Source organism: Mesorhizobium sp. NZP2077, assembly GCF_013170805.1.
In the GTDB taxonomy this organism is placed as follows: Bacteria; Pseudomonadota; Alphaproteobacteria; order Rhizobiales; family Rhizobiaceae; genus Mesorhizobium.
In genome coordinates, this window is record NZ_CP051293.1 from 1,530,978 (window position 1) to 1,546,183 (window position 15,206).

Below are 15,206 nucleotides of genomic sequence, written 5' to 3' on the forward strand. Positions count from 1 at the left end.
GAAACCTTCATCCGGCCGGGGGTTGCCTGCCGAGCAGGAGGCGCGAGAGATCAAGGATGGCATTGGCGCCTCGCTGAAAGGGCATGTCGCCAACCCTGTACATTTCGGTGGCGTCTCGAATGGTCTGCCGTTCGATCGTATTGAAGCCCAGGACGGTAGCGAGATTGACGATCGTCTCTTCAATCCTTCTCTCGGGGCTGCAAGTCCCTATTGGCCTTTGTTGACCTAACCATTCCCGTGCCGACATGATCGACAATCGGCTAAATTCGGGGCGCTCTGCTTGCTACCGCCCTCGACGACCCCATCCGCCACCGAAGCGGCCCCCGCCAGCAACCAAGCGGATAATGAGGAGAAGGACAATCGCGCCGATGGTTGCGTTGACTATTGAGCTGACCGTCCCGCTCCCAAGATGGATGCCCAGGCGGGGCAGCAGCCAGTCACCGATAAACGCGCCGATGATCCCGATAATTATATCCCCTATCAGACCATATCCGGCTCCTCGCACGATCTTCCCGGCCAACCATCCGGCGATAAGGCCGACAAGCACGATGACAATGATGCTTTCATTCGACAGATGCATGGTGGATATCCTCCCGTGGCTCCGGGGTGTGCGCCTATCGCTCACAAAAGAGCCGACTCTCCCATAGCGGAACGTCCATCCCCACGAAAGCCAACATCACGGGAACGGAGGCTTGATTGCAAGCATACCCCCGGCGACCCCCGGCCTTCAGTCGGGCGACATGTGGCTCAACTCAAACGTCTTGACGATGGTTCCCTGATCGCAAGGCTCAGGCTGGCGAGGCACAAGCCCAACGCCAAGGCCAAAAGCAGTTTCGCTGCCATGTTGGAGTGCCTGAAAATTGAAGCCTGTTGGTCAAATACGCGGTCGATCCGCTCACCGAAGGATGCATTGTCCTCGAGGCTCGAATAGCGGCAGACCCTGGAAGCGACTTTCGGGTAGCCGCTCAGGTCAGCTCATGCTTCAATGACTGCCCAGACCGGGAGGAACCAAGCAAATGCCGGCGGCCGTGGGCCTTAAACAAGTGTCCGTGAAACTATGGGAGATGCCCCAGCCTTACGGGGATTACGCCGGCGAGCTGCTCAAGCGGGGAAGATCCTACTATCAGGCGTTCCAGATCCTTGCCGAGCGTAACGAACCCGGTCTCAGCTATCCTATTTCCTTCTCGCGCACGCCGTGGAGGTCATTCTCAAATCGTCCCTAGCCGCCGACGGCGTCTCAAAGCGGGATTTGCGCTACAAGCCGTATGGCCACCACGTCCATTACATGTTCTCCGAGTGCGAGCGGCGCGGTCTTGTCGTTCCGGACCAGTTGATGAAGCCGCTGGCGAAGCAGCTCGCGCACATCAACCAAGACTTCGATTTGCGCTATCCTACTGGCTTCATCCTCTCGGTCGCTGGACCTTCGAGTTTCATTCCGGCCATAGATGCCCTGATCAACGCGATTGCGCCAAGCGTGGAACAGGCGGCCATCATGGCACAATTGCAATTTGCATCTGACACCCGGCACCTTCTAGGCAGCAAAGTTCGGTGGAGCGACTAAGAGAACAGATAAGCCCGCCACCGCTAGGCAGCTGGGCACCCGGAGGTGCAACAAAGGCCATAGATCCGCGTTAAAGGCTCGTCCAAAGGAGCCTCGAAAATGGACCCGGCAACCGCAGCAGTGATGATTCTGCTTTCGTGCAGCCCAATCGACGCTCTTGTCTGCAAACCGATTGAAATGCCGCCGGCGATATTTGCATCCCTTGACCAGTGCCGGACCGCACTGAGGAACAGGCTGGCGAGCGCACCAAGGGGTAAAATCATCGGGCGCTGCCGCCGGGTAGACGCAACGGTGACAGGCGCGCTCCCGGACGGCTATTCATCCGTTACGGTGACTCGTGGAATGACCAGCAATAGCTACATCGTTCCGCACAAAAAATAGAAAGCCCGCCACCGTGAAGGCAGCGGGCCGTCTGGACAAATTGTCCACTCGGTCAGTGCGGCGCGCGACGTTCGTCCAACCATGCTTGGTGAACGGTCGCCATGGTGACGCGCATCCGCTCTGCCATATCGCGCAGGACGATCGAAAGCGAAACAGACTGGCCTAATGCTACGGACGACGTGTCGGTGTATTCCGGCGAGTCTACCAACCTATCAACCAGCAAATCCAAGAGCGTGGCCATCTGCCCAATATCACCTTCAAGGTCGTTTAGATCAGGTTTGCGGTTCATAGCGACACCAGCACTTCCTGCGACTTCAGATCGTCGGGCCACATGACGGTTTCGCCGTCGCAGACATCAGCCTCTCTGTCATGGGCGTCCTCGTCGTCGCAGTAGTCCATTTCGCAGTCATCGTTTAGGCCGCGAGCTTGCGGGCCGCGATCCGTCCAGCCGATCGACGGCTCATCGTCGGCCGTGTCCTCCAGATCGCAATCGGCTTCCATGAGATCCAGCGCGGTAATCAGGCTCATGGCGCGGTCCAGGAGGTCATTCAAGCGCTTCTCGACAGACTGGCGCCATATGCGAGGGCCTATCCCTCTTGGCATCCCAAGGGGCTTCAAGACGGCGATCATGCTGCACCACCTTCCGAAGCCTTAACCGCGCTTTCCAAGGCCTCGACCGGCAGGAATGACCAGAGCAGCGCGTCAACGTCCTCGGGCTGGAGGTCGCCATATCTACCGGTCGCGAACTCCAGCAGGAAAGTGGCCTTGACGCGGCATTCTTCCATGGTCGTGCAGCGGTAGTCGCATACGGCGTTCAGTGCGGAGCGCTCAGCGTCGGATGCCTCATTGCGTTCGTTGATGGCCTGTTCAAGGCCCACAGCGCTACGCCTTGCGCGCTCTTGCGTGACGAGGCGCTTCAATGTCCGCAGGTCGGCCTGCTCGGCTTTGCGAAGCGCGGCAGCCGACTGTTTCCCCAGATCGGGAGCGACCTTGTGCAGCGCGACCAACTTCGACGCCTGCTCACGGTAGCGGCGCTTGATGTCACCGCGCAGATCGTCTTCCACGCGCTCCAGTTCCGAATAGCGAAGGCTGTGCGATTGCCCGCCCCCGATTGAAAGCGGTACATAAAGCTCGGCCGTCTTCGGCAGGTATTTCTCTTCCAAGGGGGTGGCGCGTTCGATCGCCTCTTCGAAGCGGGCGTAAGCGGCATGCTTGGCCTCGATCAGCCGGAGCAATTCGGTGGAGACTGGCGCGGTCTCGGCGGGCACAGCCTTGGCAGGCGTCGAGAGAACGGTGATCGCAGAGATGAGCCCCGCGCTGGTGACGGCTAGGGCGGTGCGGCGATTGAGAGTGGGCATACCTTCGGCGGCTGCCCGAACAGTGGTGTTCGGCATTGCAAATCTCCCGATGTTGAAAGCTGGCTACCCGGCCAGCGCTGCGAGTTCAGTTTCGAGTTGGCGGCGACGCGGTTCGATATTGATGCGAGACGACTGGTATTTGAGGCGATCGATTTCGATGGCGATGCGCTCGGCACGGGTCGCAGCGTCGGTCATTCCGGCCGCCTTTGCTTCGCGCCATGCTTGAGCCAGATAGAAGCCGAAGTCAGACCGGTTGAGTTTGCGCGCCAGATGGGCACGAGCGTCGAAATGTGCGTTCCACTTGGCCCATGCTGCTTTCATAATTTCCGAGCGGTTGAACATTGCGGCCCCATAGCTAACGATTAGCGTTAACTAGAACGATAAAGGTTGCCTCTGGCAATGTCAAACGAAAATCGTTATAGTGACGCAAAATAGTCAGGAGCATCAAATGAGTCCGGAACAATGTCGCGCCGCTCGCGGTCTAGCGAATATCTCTCAGGATGATCTGGCAAAGGCAGCCAGCGTAGGATTGTCCACCGTGCGCAATTTTGAAGCTGGGCGCTCCACACCGGTTGCAAATAACCTGGCGGCAATGATCAAGGCCTTGGAGGCCACCGGCGTCATCTTCATCCCCGAGAACGGTGGCGGTGCCGGTGTCAGGCTGGCAAAGCCAGGAGTCTCAAAATGATCCGCACCGTTAAACGGCTGCCGGTATTTAGTCACAAGCTGCCGCGATTACCGGCACTCTCTGCCGGGTAGCTGACCCGAACGCCGCCGAAGTTTACACTTTTGTAAATTGCCCTGTGCAGCTACATCGCGTTACGGCTAGCTGGCGGCTCGGTTCCGGCACCCACTTTTTTGGGCAACAGTACTTCCGGGATGAACGGGCCGAGCCGTACTCAATTTGGGAGAAACATCATGATCCGCAAAGTTCTGGTCGCAGCTTCAGTTGTTGCGCTTATCAGCATGCCGGCATTTGCCGCCACGCAATATTGGGTGGCGAAGGACGCCACGACCAAGAAGTGCTCGGTAGTTTCCACGAAACCGGACGGCAAGAAAATGACCGACGCCGGCACAAAGGCCTACACCTCTCAGGCCAATGCCGAAAAGGCGATGAAGCTCCTCAAAGACTGCATGTAAGTTCCATAGCTTGTCGAGCGTTTAGGACAGCCCGCTCTGGTGCGTCGGAGCGGGCCTTTCTGCAAACTCCAATGAGCATATTGGCGCTCGAAACGCGTGATAGGATTGCCTGTGCCGGCTAGGTCAAAAGGAAGGATCGCGACGGCTTATCACGAGGCTGGCCATGCTGTGGCGGCGCTCACATATGGAGGCCATGTACGAATTGTTACAATAGATCCCGCGCACGGCGCCACCGGATCTGTCGCGTATGATAGCCCAATGCGGAGACTTCGCCCCGACTTACGCATAACCCCAGCGGGACGCATGAAAATCGAAGCCGCAATAATCATAGCCCTGGCTGGTGAGATTGCGCAGCGGCGGCATCGACCAAGTTCGATCCGGACTTGGCATGGAGGCAGCGACCGTGAACTCGCCGCTGATTTAGCTTTGCGCATTGCCGGCTCCGGGGACAGCGCAACAGCCCTATTGAAATGGCTGGAGGTTCGAGCAAAGGATTTGGTGAACAACTATTGGCCCTCAATCGAGCGGCTAGCCGCCGCGCTGTTGGACCGATCCACCTTGCGCGATGGTGAGATTGTTGCGGCCATAATGCCGCCTCGACTTCCTGCCTTTACGGTTAGTGGGCCAAACTCACCGTAAGGAGAGAAAGCCGGCCGCTCGCGAGGCCGGCTGGTTTGTTGCTCACCGTCTCTCAAGTCGGCGCCGCCTCGACATCTCAGCCGTGACGAAGGTCAGCGCCGCCTTATCGGCGATGCCGCGTTCGGCCGGATCCAGCCTCGCGATCGTGCTGTTCCTCGATCGGCTCTGACCTGCCACTGAAGCACTGGAGGCATTCTCCGCACATGTCCGAACCGCAATACCTGAACCATCGTCTCGAATGCCCCTACTGCCTAACTATCCGTCTGAGAATCCCGCACGATGCTCGCCCGGAGGCGCAAATCGCTTGCGATGATTGCGGGGAGTATCTCGGCACATGGGATGAACTACAGGCCGACTTCGAGAAGCAAGGCGGCAATTCCGGGGTCTTCCGGCTCGAAAAGGGCCGTATCCGGCGCATCGACTGAGAAGGATCGGGCGCCGGCCGGCGGCTATAGACCCGCCCAGTGACACGGCGCATAGTTTCGCGTTCGGCGACTGGAGCGTCGTAAATGATGGTTTACACAGTGATTTGGTACGGCAAGCAAGGCGTGGTTGAAAAGGCACCGTTCGATGCAGAGAAGGACGCCAGCGAGCATGCCCAGGCGACATTCGCTGCTCGACAGCAGGATGACGGCGTCGTGGCGGTAGAAGTTCGCAAACACGACGGCACGGTCGTCTTTAGCCAAGCGGGCGGCAGCGGCGGCTTGGACGGTGGCGGCTGACAAGCTCGCCCAGCGGGCGACACATCTTTTTTAATTGTGAGCACCCAATCCACGATCATACAATGCCCGGCGTTCCCCATTGCTAAGAGGCAACCGCGATGGATAGCGTGCCCATGAACGGCAAGGTTCATCCTTGCGTTGAAGTGGTCGAGGCCTGCGGCGAATGGTTCGTCCGCGTGGTCGAGGAAGACCAGGAACTTACCCGCTCATTCGAACTGGAATCGTTTGCCCTAGCCTTTGCGGAAGGCCAGCGGATACGGCTAGGCCTTGCCGACTTCAAGCGGCTGTAGCGCTGCGCGGCCACAAGGCGCATAGTCGCCCTATGAAGACGCCCGTAGCGCTCGACATAGCCAACGACAACGGCAAGCCGGAAGATCACCTAGCCGCCATCACCGTGGCGCTGCGTAGGGCTATGGAAGGGTTGAGAGCACCGCCGAAGTTGATTGATGCTTTGGCTGTCAAGCCGCCTGTAGGCGCTACCCAACCGTAGGCGGGCCGCGCCGGTCCTGTGTAAGGTTCCACCTGATGAACCACATTAACTACCTTCGTGGATGACGTGGACCCAAAGTCCCGACATGGCCGTTGGGTTGTATGGAAAATCACCAGCACAGATTCTACTGCCATATCGAAGCCAAGGGGACCTGGGGCGTTTGGGACCGCGTCGCCGATAGGCCGGCAAGGTTAGGCGGCGGCGACCTTCTCGGATGCACCGCCCAAAGGGCTGAAGCTGCGAAACACGTGCTGACGAGAATTTACGATGGCGAACTTGATGCGCTCGCTATCCGCCGGCTCTGTCGGCGCTCGAACACGCTGACAATGTAGGTTGTGGCTGGCTTGTCGGTCATCTCATCCCCCATAGCGCGAAAGCCCGCACCCCTCTGGCGGAGAAGAGCGCGGGCCGATCGGAGGCCCGATCGTCGGCAGTTGATGGATGGCACCACCTGCCGCACGCAACAACTTTTAGACATGACTAATGTTCCGTCAAGGCGCCTAACGCTGGGGACAGTCACGCGCCTTTAAGTCCGGCGCCTGTCCATTTTTCCGCTTCAAGAGAAGTATCACCAGAACGGTCCGCATAGACTCATGTTCGGGGCTATCGATCTCAACGGTCCAGTCGTCAGTGCGCTTGTGCCAGGGAAAGTCTGAGCCGCGCAAAGCCTCGCGAAACTTGTCAGCGTCAATGCCCGCAGCGTTCGCCATTTCTGCGGCGGTAGTCAGTTCGGCCATGCCCAGCGCTCTCGGGTGCTAATTGCGCGTTAGCAATCTCTGAGGCGGGACTAAGTTCCCAGGTCGCCCGGCACAAAGTCGAGGGCATGCACTGCCAACCGTAGGCGAGTACCGAACCCAAAAGAATGGCCGGTGCGGGGGATGCTTGGGTAAGCGGGGCCGCACCGGCCATTGCGGGATAGCTCTTTGGGATCATCCCCCGCACTGCCTAAGCTATTGGCATATTAGCGATTACTCAACTAAGACTAAAGTCCCTACTCGGCCGTAGGGGAATGGCCGGTGCAGGCTGGGGCACTTGGGGGTGGCGGACTACACCGGCCACTGCGAGAGGCATTTGACGTCCCTCCCACGCTGCCTAAATTATAGGCATATTAGCAACCGCGCAATTGGCCTATAGGTCTACCCAGCCGTCGAAGGCCGCACCGGCCCTGTGGTGTTCCACCGGATGAACTCGACTTCCTTCCCGGTGACTTCGCGCACCGTCTTCAACAGCGCCTCATGCAGTACACGCGTCTGCCGGTAGTGGTCGCAATGTGGCGATATGAACGGCTTGACGATGCTTAGGTGCTGCGCTTCCGCTGCGGTCAGAAAGCACTCGATTTCAGCCTGCGATAACTGCTTGGAAGGTTTTGATCTAGCCATTGCGACACCTTTTGAGAGTCGCCCCACCGAGCGCGATATTCCAGTTGATGCTCGGTCCTGTAAAGGCCGCCTTGACTCTTCCGTTCTCATTTTGTTCACTGCTGGCAGAATAGCCACAAGGCGAGCGAGCAGCTTGTCTGTCGAGGAATGCTATGTGCGGCCGTTACACCCGATATCTGACATGGTCGGAGATCCACCGGCTCTACCGCCTGACGGCGCCGGCGGAGACCGGCCGCAACGACGAGCCGCGCTACAACATCGCGCCGACACAGGACGTGCCTTTCATCACCGCCGGCGAGGACGGCAATCACCGCTTGCGTGAGGGTCGCTGGTGGCTCGTTCCGTTTTGGGCAAAGGAGATGCCCAAGGCGGCCATGTTCAACGCCAGGATCGAAGGCGTCGACACGGCACCTGCGTTTCGCGACGCCTTCAAATCGAAGCGCTGCCTTATCCCGGCTGACGGGTTCTACGAGTGGACAATCTCACCCGCCGACGGCAAGAAAGACCCTTGGCACATCTATCTGCCCGGCCACGCGCCTTTTTCGTTTGCAGGCCTCTGGGCGCACAACTCAAACCTCGACATCACGAGTTGCACAATAATCACCGAGCCGGCCGCCAATCCGATGAACAACCTACACGATCGGCAGCCCCTAATTCTCGACCCGGCCTATTATGACGCTTGGCTCGACCCGGCCACGCCGAAGGACTACCTGAAGGACATTCTCAGCCACGATATCGACGGGCAGCTTCAATTCAACCGTGTCGGACGCGATGTAAACTCGGCCGCCATCAACAAGCAGCCGAATGACCACCCTGCCTTGGTCGGCCCGATCAATCCGCTATGAGCGACGAACCGATCAGGCTTGCCGAAGGCATGGCAGCAGTGCCGCGCGACCGCGCCAGAGTGCTCGGCCACACATGTGAGCATAAGGATTGCGGCAAGCCCGCTGGCTGGGGCTTCGCACGTCCGCGAAGCGAACCGCACTGGTTTTGCTTCGAGCATCGCGGCGATGGCGACCGGTACCTATAGCGCTACTCGGGCAAACCCGGGTCGTAGTGAACGATGGCATCGAGGATTGCTTCATAGACGCTGCCGGTGTCCTCCTCGATCTCTGTGCTGGAGATACCGATCGCCCTGGCGTCGGCGAAAAGCTTCTGGGTCAATTCGGCAACGGAGATGATGTCAGCCCCGGCCGTCTTGGGGACGTTGGCGCCAATCCACTTGTAAAGGAAATCTGTGCCGCGTGTGCTCATGACGCGATAATCTGCGCATGCATATTAGGTTCCGCTCATCTTGACGCCGGCGCCGGCTGCTACAGAATCATCGCATGGGCCAAGGCATCAAAGTCGGCGATACCGTCGCGATCACTGCAACCGTGCGCAAGCGGGTCACGGAAGACCGCGTGAGTGTTCTTATCCCTACGTACGGTCAGCCGCACTCGATCGTAGACAGCACGCCATACATAAACAGCGGGCAGAAAATCGAGCTGACCGGCGAAGTGGTTCGCGTCGACGATGATACCGTGACGGTAGGCGGCAAGGATCTGGGCATCACGGTAAAACACAGTGCCGTGCGGCTCGTCACCAGCTATGTGGCGCCGAAGCGCAAAACGCCGCTTGTCGACAAGCCGGCGTAAAACGGCACGATCGCCACGCCCAAAACTTTAGCAGCCTTCCACTTTCAGGGATCGCACCATCCGAACAACGACCGGGTCATAGGGGACTTTTTCCGATCTGCTGTAATTAATGGTGAAGAGTGCGGCACGGTCGTTGCAGATCGCGATAGCGCGGACATATCGAATCTGGCCATTCCTAATGCCCGAGTAACTGGCCCACCTCGGGGTGACGCGCCGATAGGTCAGCTTCCAACCAACCTTTTCGTCCTCAATCATGCGGTGCTCGATCTCGGCCGGAAAACTGGCGTTCCCGAGTCTGGCACCCCACACAGCAAGGAAGGCATCGTTTTCGCCTTGGAACGCCGCGCCTTGGTCCGAACGCTGTGCCAGGACAAAGCCCGGCGGAACATCAAATGTGAAGCCGAACTGCCTGACACCGAACTGCTGCCACGCCTGTGCCTGAAGAAGCGTGCTGCAAAATAGGACCGGAACGAGGCTAAGCAGAAAACGTACCATGACGGGAAAAGGGTAGCCCGCTGATTCCGTTCCACCAGCAACAATGATATTTCAAGACACCAGGCCGGATCGGGAATGCGCCTTTAGCGGCCCGGATCGGCGGGATGGATCGCCAGACGCTACGCGACTGGGTGCATCGGTTCAACACGGCCGGCCCCGATGGTCTTGTGGACCAATGGGCGCCGGGACCAGCGTCCCGGCTGTCGCATGAGCAGCAGGCCGAACTGGCCGCGCTTGTGGAGAAGGGCCCGGATCGTGCCGTCGATGGCGTCGTTCGCTGGCGGCGGATCGACCTGAAGAAAGCCATCAAGGACCGCTTCGGCATTGATTATGACGCGCGCTATGTCGGGAAGCTGCTGCACAAGCTCGGCTTCTCCCACATGAGTGTGCGACCGCGTCATCCGGCGCAGGATGCCCATATCATCGAGGAATTCAAAAAAACTGGCCTCGCACGCTGAAGGCGCATCTTTGCGACTTGCCGCCGCGCACGAAGGTGGAGATCTGGTTCCAGGACGAAGCAAGGATCGGCCAGAAGAACGGGATTGTACGGCAGTGGGCCAGACGCGGCACGCGGCCGCGACAGCCGGCCGACCAGCGCTACAAGAGCGCCTACCTGTTCGGCGCCATCTGCCCAGCACGTGGTACCGGGGCGGCTCTCGCACTGCCGTTTGCCGATACCGAGGCCATGCAACTCCATATCAACGAGATCAGCCGCCATGTCGAAAAGGGCGCCCATGCCGTACTCGTCATGGATCGCGCCGGATGGCACACCACCGCAAACCTCAGCATACCGGACAACATCACCCCGATCTTCCTGCCGTCGCGCGCGCCGGAGCTGAACCCGGTCGAGAACGTCTGGCAGTATATGCGCCAGAACTGGCTCTCCAACCGTGTCTTCGACAGCTATGACGATATCATCGATGCGGCCTGCGACGCCTGGCAGAAACTCCTCGCAGATTCCGAGACCATCACATCAATCGGGATGCGCCAATGGGCCCATGTCGGTCAAACCCCATGACTCTTGGTATTAGACCGGCCAGCCGCGCCACGCCAGCGCGCGTTCACCCTGGCCGATGTCCTACAGCGCCGAAGTGTCCCTCGCGTCCTAGCGCGCGCCGAGGCAAGTTGACAATGTTGCCGCGCTATCAAGCTTTTCGTCGCCTGCGTAAACGGGTGACGACCACCCTCTGCCCGTGTCGCTTTCTCGGTGCCGTGACGCCCCGGTGACGACCCGCGCTAGGTTCGGTAAGGCTAGCGAAGTGGGTTTGTCAGAAAAAGCTTATAAACCAATGGGTTGCATGGTGATCCCGACAGGAATCGAACCTGTGACCTACAGATTAGGAATCTGCCGCTCTATCCTACTGAGCTACGGGACCACGCGGCCCGACACATAGCCGCTTCGGATCGTTTCGCCAAGAGGCCGGCCGAACGCAAATCGGCCGGCACTTCGCGCGGCGGGGCTCAGGCGGCCAGCGCGGTTTCCGCCAATTTCACCCAGTAGCTCATGCCGTGCGGGATGGCCTCATCGTTGAAGTCATAGTTCGGGTTGTGAAGGCCGGCGGTGTCGCCATTGCCGATGAAGATGAAGGCGCCGGGCCGGGCTTCCAGCATGTAGGAGAAATCCTCCCCGCCCATCACCGGCTGGATGCCGCGGTGGACCTGGGCGTCGCCGGCGACATTTGCGGCGATATCGCTGGCAAACACCGTCTCTTCAGCATGGTTGAAGGTGACGGGGTAATTTGCCTGGTAGTCGACCTCGATCTTGGCGCCGAACGCGGTCGCCAGGCCGTCGCAGATGGTGCGGATGCGCTCTTCGGATTTCTTGGCGATCTCCTTGCGCAAGGTGCGCACGGTGCCGGCGATCTCGGCCGATTCGGGAATGATGTTGTAGGCATCGCCGGCGTGGAACTTGGTCACCGACACCACTACGGCCTCGACCGGATCGGTGCTGCGCGAGGCGATCGTCTGCAGCGCGCCGACCAATTGGCTGGTGATGACGATCGGGTCGATCGTGCCGTGCGGCATCGCGGCATGGCCGCCCCTGCCTTTCACGGTGATGGTGAATTCGGCCGTCGCCGCCATGATCGGGCCCGGGCGGATGGCGAACTGTCCGACAGGCAGGCCCGGCATGTTGTGCATGCCGAACACTTTTGCGATGTCGAAGCGCTCCATCATTCCGTCCTTGACCATCTCGTTGCCGCCGCCGCCGCCTTCCTCCGCCGGCTGGAAGATCACCGCCACCGAGCCGGCGAAATTGCGCGTCTCGGCCAGATATTTCGCAGCACCCAGCAGCATCGCCGTGTGGCCGTCATGGCCGCAGGCGTGCATCTTGCCGGGAACGGTCGAGGCATAGGGCTTGCCGGTGATCTCGTTGAGCGGCAGCGCATCCATGTCGGCGCGCAGGCCGATGGTGGCGCCTTCGCCCTGGCGGCCTCGGATGATGCCGACGACGCCGGTCTTGCCGAGGCCGGTGACCACGTCGTCGCAGCCGAACTCTTTCAGCTTTTCGGTGACGAAAGCTGCCGTCTTGAAGACGTCGAAGTTCAGCTCCGGTGTCTGGTGCAGATGCCGGCGCCAGCCGGCGATTTCGTCCTGCATTTCAGCGGCGCGGTTCAGGATTGGCATGATGGTTCCATTTCGTCGTTGGAGCAGCCGGCTTCAGCCTGGTGTTCTGCAATTGTGGCCGGTCTTTTGCGATTGAGATTATCAGGCACTTTGCCATGTTGGCGTCACATAGGGTAAATAGCACCGCATTGATGCGGTCCGTTTTTGAGGGTCGGACTCATTATGCTGGCGGTTACGTAACGAAATCTTACGGAGCCAGGGGCAAGCAGGGCAAGAGGCGATTTCGGATTCGATCATGCGGCACAGGCATTTCCTCAAACTATTCTCGGCTGGCGCAATCATGCTGTCGGCCCTGGCCGGGCCGGCGCTGGCCAATCCGGTGGTTGTCTTCGACTTGAAGAACGGCCAGATCCTGCAGCATCAGGATGCCTTCAAGCGCTGGTATCCGGCCTCGCTCAGCAAGCTGATGACCGCCTATGTGACCTTCCGGGCGATCGCGGCTGGCGAAGTCCAGCTCGATTCGCCGATCAAGGTGACGAAACGCTCGGCCGGCGAGCCGCCGAGCAAGATGGGTTTCAAGCCCGGCTCGGTGATGCGGCTCGACAATGCACTGAAGATGATGTTGGTCAAATCGGCCAATGACATCGCCATGGCGGTTGGCGAGAATGTCGGCGGCTCGCAAGCCGCCTTCGCCGAAAGGATGAATGCCGAGGCGGCCCGGCTCGGCATGAACGGCACCCATTTCGTCAACCCGAATGGGCTCTATTCGCCGGACCAATACACGACGGCGCGCGACCTGTCGGTTCTGGTGATGGCGATCCGCCGCGAGTTTCCGCAATATGCGCCATGGTTCTCGATCGAGGGCCTTGCGGTCGGCAAGAAGGAAATCCCGAACTACAATCTCCTGATCGGCCGTTATCCCGGCGCCGACGGTATGAAGACAGGCTTCGTCTGTCCCTCCGGTTTCAATATGATCGGCTCGGCGACCCGCAACGGGCGCACGCTGGTTGCGGTCGTGCTTGGCGAGAAGTCGGCGGTCAGCCGCGCCGAGGCTGCGGCAAAATTGCTCGACCAGGGCTTCGATACACCGGCCGCCGGCACCGCCACCATCGCAACGCTGGCGCCTTACGGCGACACGGTCTCGCCCAACGACATGCATGACGAGATCTGCAAGAAGAAGACGAAGGAGGAGCAGTCGGAAGCACCGCCGGCCGAGGCTCCCAAGGATGTGCCGAAGTCGCCCTATCAGGAAAAGCTCGACCATGTGCCGACGCTGGTTGCCGTCGGCCTCGGCGGCGCCACCGGGCCGGCGCCGAAGGCGATGCTCGACCAAGGTGGCCAGGACTATGCCGACGTCCCGATCCCGACCTGGCGGCCCGACCTACCGGCGCCTACCGGCGCCGGTCCGGCCGTTGCCGGCTCCGCCGCACAGGGCGATCAGCCGGTCAAGGTCGCGAACTAACCCGATGAGCGGCTTTCCTATCCCCGTCTCGGTGCTGACCGGCTTCCTCGGCGCCGGCAAGACGACATTGCTCAACCGGCTCTTGAAGGATCCGGCACTGGCCGACACGGCGGTGATCATCAACGAGCTCGGCGAGGTGGCGATCGACCATCTGCTGGTCGAGCAGGCTTCCGACGGCATCATCCAGCTTTCGGATGGCTGCCTGTGCTGCACGGTGCGCGGTGAACTGGTCGACACGCTTGCCGACCTGGTCGACCGGTTGCAGACCGGCCGTATCGCCAGGCTTGCTCGCGTCATCGTCGAGACCACGGGGCTTGCCGACCCGGCGCCGGTGCTGCAGTCGATCATGGCGCATCCGGCACTTGTCCAGGCCTTCCGCCTCGACGGCGTCATCACGCTTGTCGACGCGGTCAATGGCAATGCCACGCTCGATGCGCATGTCGAGGCGGTCAAGCAGGTCGCCGTCGCCGACCGCATCGTGCTGAGCAAGGCCGACCTGGTGACCGATGCCGGCGACCTCGAAACACTGCGGAGCCGCTTGCGGCAGATCAATCCGGGCGCCGAACTGCTCGATGCTGGCAACTCAAAAACAGGCGTAGCGGCGCTGTTTGATTGCGGCCTCTACAATCCCGCCACCAAATCCGCCGACGTGCGCCGCTGGCTCGGCGAGGAGGCGGCGCACGATCACGACCACCATCATCACGGCCATGATCATGGGCATGACCACGATCACGATCATGGCCACCGACACGATCAGCGCGTGCGCTCCTATTCGCTGGTCCATGATGGTCCGGTGCCGTTCTCAGCCATAGAAATGTTCCTCGACCTGTTGCGTTCGACGCATGGCGAGAAGCTGCTGCGCATGAAGGGCGTTATTGAATTGCAGGAAGATCGGTCACGTCCGCTGGTTATCCACGGCGTGCAGAAGATCCTGCATCCGCCGGCAAGGCTGCCGGCCTGGCCTGACGGCCAACGCGGCACACGGCTGGTGCTGATCACACTCGACATGCCGGAAGACTATGTGCGCCGGCTGTTTGCCGCCTTCACCAACCGGCCGTCGATCGACACGCCCGACCGCGCGGCGCTGGAAAACAATCCGCTGGCGATTTCCGGAAGATAGCTGTTCAGATCGAAATTCAGACAGTCTCGCCGCGTTCGACCAGAAAGCGATGACCACCGGAAACGGCTGACGTTTCGACCAGATGATGGCCACTGTCAGCACAGAATGCCGGGATGTCGATGACCGCCAGCGGGTCGGTGGTTTCGAGCCACAGCCGGCTGCCTGGTTGCATACCCGCCAGGCGTTTTTTCGCCTTGAGCACGGGAAGCGGGCAGTTCAGGCCCTTGAGGTCATAGATAGCGGTATCCGCGTCCAAG

The 15,206-nt window shown here is 60.3% G+C and carries 23 protein-coding genes, 1 tRNA gene and 1 pseudogene; 13 read left to right on the plus strand and 12 right to left on the minus strand.

The features are described from left to right. Positions 1-283: 283 nt before the first annotated feature. A complete protein-coding gene (locus HGP13_RS07525) occupies positions 284-580 on the minus strand; it encodes a GlsB/YeaQ/YmgE family stress response membrane protein (protein WP_172223425.1) in 297 nt (98 codons plus the stop codon). A 615-nt stretch (positions 581-1,195) separates the two neighbouring features. Between HGP13_RS07525 and HGP13_RS07530 the strand changes: the two genes are divergently transcribed. Together HGP13_RS07530 and HGP13_RS07535 are read left to right on the plus strand one after the other, a co-directional pair. Next, entirely contained in the window at positions 1,196-1,561 is a 366-nt protein-coding gene (locus HGP13_RS07530; protein WP_172223428.1) for a hypothetical protein, read from the plus strand. 99 nt (positions 1,562-1,660) lie between these two features. Next, positions 1,661-1,942, plus strand: coding sequence for a hypothetical protein (locus tag HGP13_RS07535; protein ID WP_172223431.1), 282 nt, complete (start codon positions 1,661-1,663; stop codon positions 1,940-1,942). A gap of 52 nt (positions 1,943-1,994) precedes the next feature. Here HGP13_RS07535 and HGP13_RS07540 read toward each other — a convergent pair whose 3' ends face one another. From HGP13_RS07540 to HGP13_RS07555, 4 genes are all read right to left on the minus strand, one after another. Continuing rightward, the gene (locus tag HGP13_RS07540) at positions 1,995-2,231 is read right to left on the minus strand and encodes a hypothetical protein (protein ID WP_172223433.1); all 237 of its coding nucleotides are present in this window, start codon (positions 2,229-2,231) and stop codon (positions 1,995-1,997) included. Further along, positions 2,228-2,494: a hypothetical protein gene (locus HGP13_RS07545; protein WP_172223436.1), complete on the minus strand. Its 267-nt coding sequence runs from the start codon at positions 2,492-2,494 to the stop codon at positions 2,228-2,230. The genes HGP13_RS07540 and HGP13_RS07545 overlap by 4 nt, the downstream gene beginning before the upstream one ends. Before the next feature lie 74 nt (positions 2,495-2,568). After that, positions 2,569-3,336, minus strand: coding sequence for a hypothetical protein (locus tag HGP13_RS07550; protein WP_172223438.1), 768 nt, complete (start codon positions 3,334-3,336; stop codon positions 2,569-2,571). Between the two features lie 27 nt (positions 3,337-3,363). Then, positions 3,364-3,642 (minus strand): hypothetical protein, encoded by a 279-nt coding sequence (locus HGP13_RS07555; RefSeq protein WP_172223441.1) that lies wholly within the window; start codon positions 3,640-3,642, stop codon positions 3,364-3,366. A gap of 106 nt (positions 3,643-3,748) precedes the next feature. Here HGP13_RS07555 and HGP13_RS07560 point away from each other — a divergent pair, with 106 nt between their 5' ends. The 6 genes from HGP13_RS07560 (at position 3,749) to HGP13_RS37550 (ending at position 6,291) form a co-directional block, all read left to right on the plus strand. After that, positions 3,749-3,988 carry a helix-turn-helix transcriptional regulator gene (locus HGP13_RS07560; RefSeq protein ID WP_172223443.1) on the plus strand — a complete coding sequence of 80 codons (240 nt, stop codon included), beginning with the start codon at positions 3,749-3,751 and terminating at the stop codon, positions 3,986-3,988. A 230-nt stretch (positions 3,989-4,218) separates the two neighbouring features. Beyond that, positions 4,219-4,440 carry a hypothetical protein gene (locus HGP13_RS07565; protein ID WP_172223446.1) on the plus strand — a complete coding sequence of 74 codons (222 nt, stop codon included), beginning with the start codon at positions 4,219-4,221 and terminating at the stop codon, positions 4,438-4,440. 842 nt (positions 4,441-5,282) lie between these two features. Beyond that, on the plus strand, positions 5,283-5,504 hold the full coding sequence (locus tag HGP13_RS07570; RefSeq protein ID WP_172223448.1) for a hypothetical protein: 222 nt from the start codon (positions 5,283-5,285) through the stop codon (positions 5,502-5,504). 84 nt (positions 5,505-5,588) lie between these two features. Further along, the gene (locus tag HGP13_RS07575; protein WP_172223451.1) at positions 5,589-5,801 is read left to right on the plus strand and encodes a hypothetical protein; all 213 of its coding nucleotides are present in this window, start codon (positions 5,589-5,591) and stop codon (positions 5,799-5,801) included. A gap of 98 nt (positions 5,802-5,899) precedes the next feature. Then, positions 5,900-6,091: a hypothetical protein gene (locus HGP13_RS07580; protein WP_172219727.1), complete on the plus strand. Its 192-nt coding sequence runs from the start codon at positions 5,900-5,902 to the stop codon at positions 6,089-6,091. A 32-nt stretch (positions 6,092-6,123) separates the two neighbouring features. Continuing rightward, the gene (locus tag HGP13_RS37550; protein ID WP_210267852.1) at positions 6,124-6,291 is read left to right on the plus strand and encodes a hypothetical protein; all 168 of its coding nucleotides are present in this window, start codon (positions 6,124-6,126) and stop codon (positions 6,289-6,291) included. Positions 6,292-6,791: 500 nt separating this feature from the next. On the opposite strand, the gene HGP13_RS07585 is transcribed toward HGP13_RS37550, so the two are convergent. Together HGP13_RS07585 and HGP13_RS07590 are read right to left on the minus strand one after the other, a co-directional pair. Next, positions 6,792-7,028: a hypothetical protein gene (locus HGP13_RS07585; protein ID WP_172223454.1), complete on the minus strand. Its 237-nt coding sequence runs from the start codon at positions 7,026-7,028 to the stop codon at positions 6,792-6,794. Positions 7,029-7,427: 399 nt separating this feature from the next. Then, complete coding sequence (locus HGP13_RS07590) at positions 7,428-7,670, minus strand: hypothetical protein (RefSeq protein ID WP_172223458.1); 243 nt, start codon at positions 7,668-7,670, stop codon at positions 7,428-7,430. A 152-nt stretch (positions 7,671-7,822) separates the two neighbouring features. On the opposite strand from HGP13_RS07590, the gene HGP13_RS07595 reads away from it, so the two are divergent. Continuing rightward, positions 7,823-8,515, plus strand: a complete 693-nt coding sequence (locus HGP13_RS07595) for an SOS response-associated peptidase (protein WP_172223461.1) — start codon at positions 7,823-7,825, stop codon at positions 8,513-8,515. Positions 8,516-8,702: 187 nt separating this feature from the next. Here HGP13_RS07595 and HGP13_RS07600 read toward each other — a convergent pair whose 3' ends face one another. Then, positions 8,703-8,924 carry a DUF768 domain-containing protein gene (locus HGP13_RS07600; RefSeq protein ID WP_172223463.1) on the minus strand — a complete coding sequence of 74 codons (222 nt, stop codon included), beginning with the start codon at positions 8,922-8,924 and terminating at the stop codon, positions 8,703-8,705. 74 nt (positions 8,925-8,998) lie between these two features. Here HGP13_RS07600 and HGP13_RS07605 point away from each other — a divergent pair, with 74 nt between their 5' ends. Beyond that, complete coding sequence (locus tag HGP13_RS07605) at positions 8,999-9,307, plus strand: hypothetical protein (RefSeq protein WP_172223466.1); 309 nt, start codon at positions 8,999-9,001, stop codon at positions 9,305-9,307. 27 nt (positions 9,308-9,334) lie between these two features. On the opposite strand, the gene HGP13_RS07610 is transcribed toward HGP13_RS07605, so the two are convergent. Continuing rightward, positions 9,335-9,802: a hypothetical protein gene (locus HGP13_RS07610; protein ID WP_172223470.1), complete on the minus strand. Its 468-nt coding sequence runs from the start codon at positions 9,800-9,802 to the stop codon at positions 9,335-9,337. An 86-nt stretch (positions 9,803-9,888) separates the two neighbouring features. Here HGP13_RS07610 and HGP13_RS07615 point away from each other — a divergent pair. Further along, a pseudogene (locus tag HGP13_RS07615) lies at positions 9,889-10,820 on the plus strand (IS630 family transposase); the annotation flags it as partial. A gap of 281 nt (positions 10,821-11,101) precedes the next feature. Here HGP13_RS07615 and HGP13_RS07620 read toward each other — a convergent pair. Both HGP13_RS07620 and HGP13_RS07625 read right to left on the minus strand, forming a co-directional pair. Beyond that, positions 11,102-11,178 (minus strand) — tRNA-Arg (locus tag HGP13_RS07620). 85 nt (positions 11,179-11,263) lie between these two features. Then, positions 11,264-12,427, minus strand: a complete 1,164-nt coding sequence (locus tag HGP13_RS07625) for a M20 aminoacylase family protein (protein WP_172223473.1) — start codon at positions 12,425-12,427, stop codon at positions 11,264-11,266. A gap of 235 nt (positions 12,428-12,662) precedes the next feature. On the opposite strand from HGP13_RS07625, the gene HGP13_RS07630 reads away from it, so the two are divergent. Together HGP13_RS07630 and HGP13_RS07635 are read left to right on the plus strand one after the other, a co-directional pair. Next, positions 12,663-13,829: a D-alanyl-D-alanine carboxypeptidase family protein gene (locus HGP13_RS07630; protein WP_172223476.1), complete on the plus strand. Its 1,167-nt coding sequence runs from the start codon at positions 12,663-12,665 to the stop codon at positions 13,827-13,829. A gap of 4 nt (positions 13,830-13,833) precedes the next feature. Next, positions 13,834-14,949, plus strand: a complete 1,116-nt coding sequence (locus HGP13_RS07635) for a GTP-binding protein (protein WP_172223478.1) — start codon at positions 13,834-13,836, stop codon at positions 14,947-14,949. A 16-nt stretch (positions 14,950-14,965) separates the two neighbouring features. Here the strand turns inward: HGP13_RS07635 and HGP13_RS07640 are convergent, their stop codons facing one another. Then, on the minus strand, positions 14,966-15,205 hold the full coding sequence (locus HGP13_RS07640) for a sulfurtransferase TusA family protein (RefSeq protein WP_172223481.1): 240 nt from the start codon (positions 15,203-15,205) through the stop codon (positions 14,966-14,968). Between the last annotated feature and the right edge of the window lies 1 nt (position 15,206).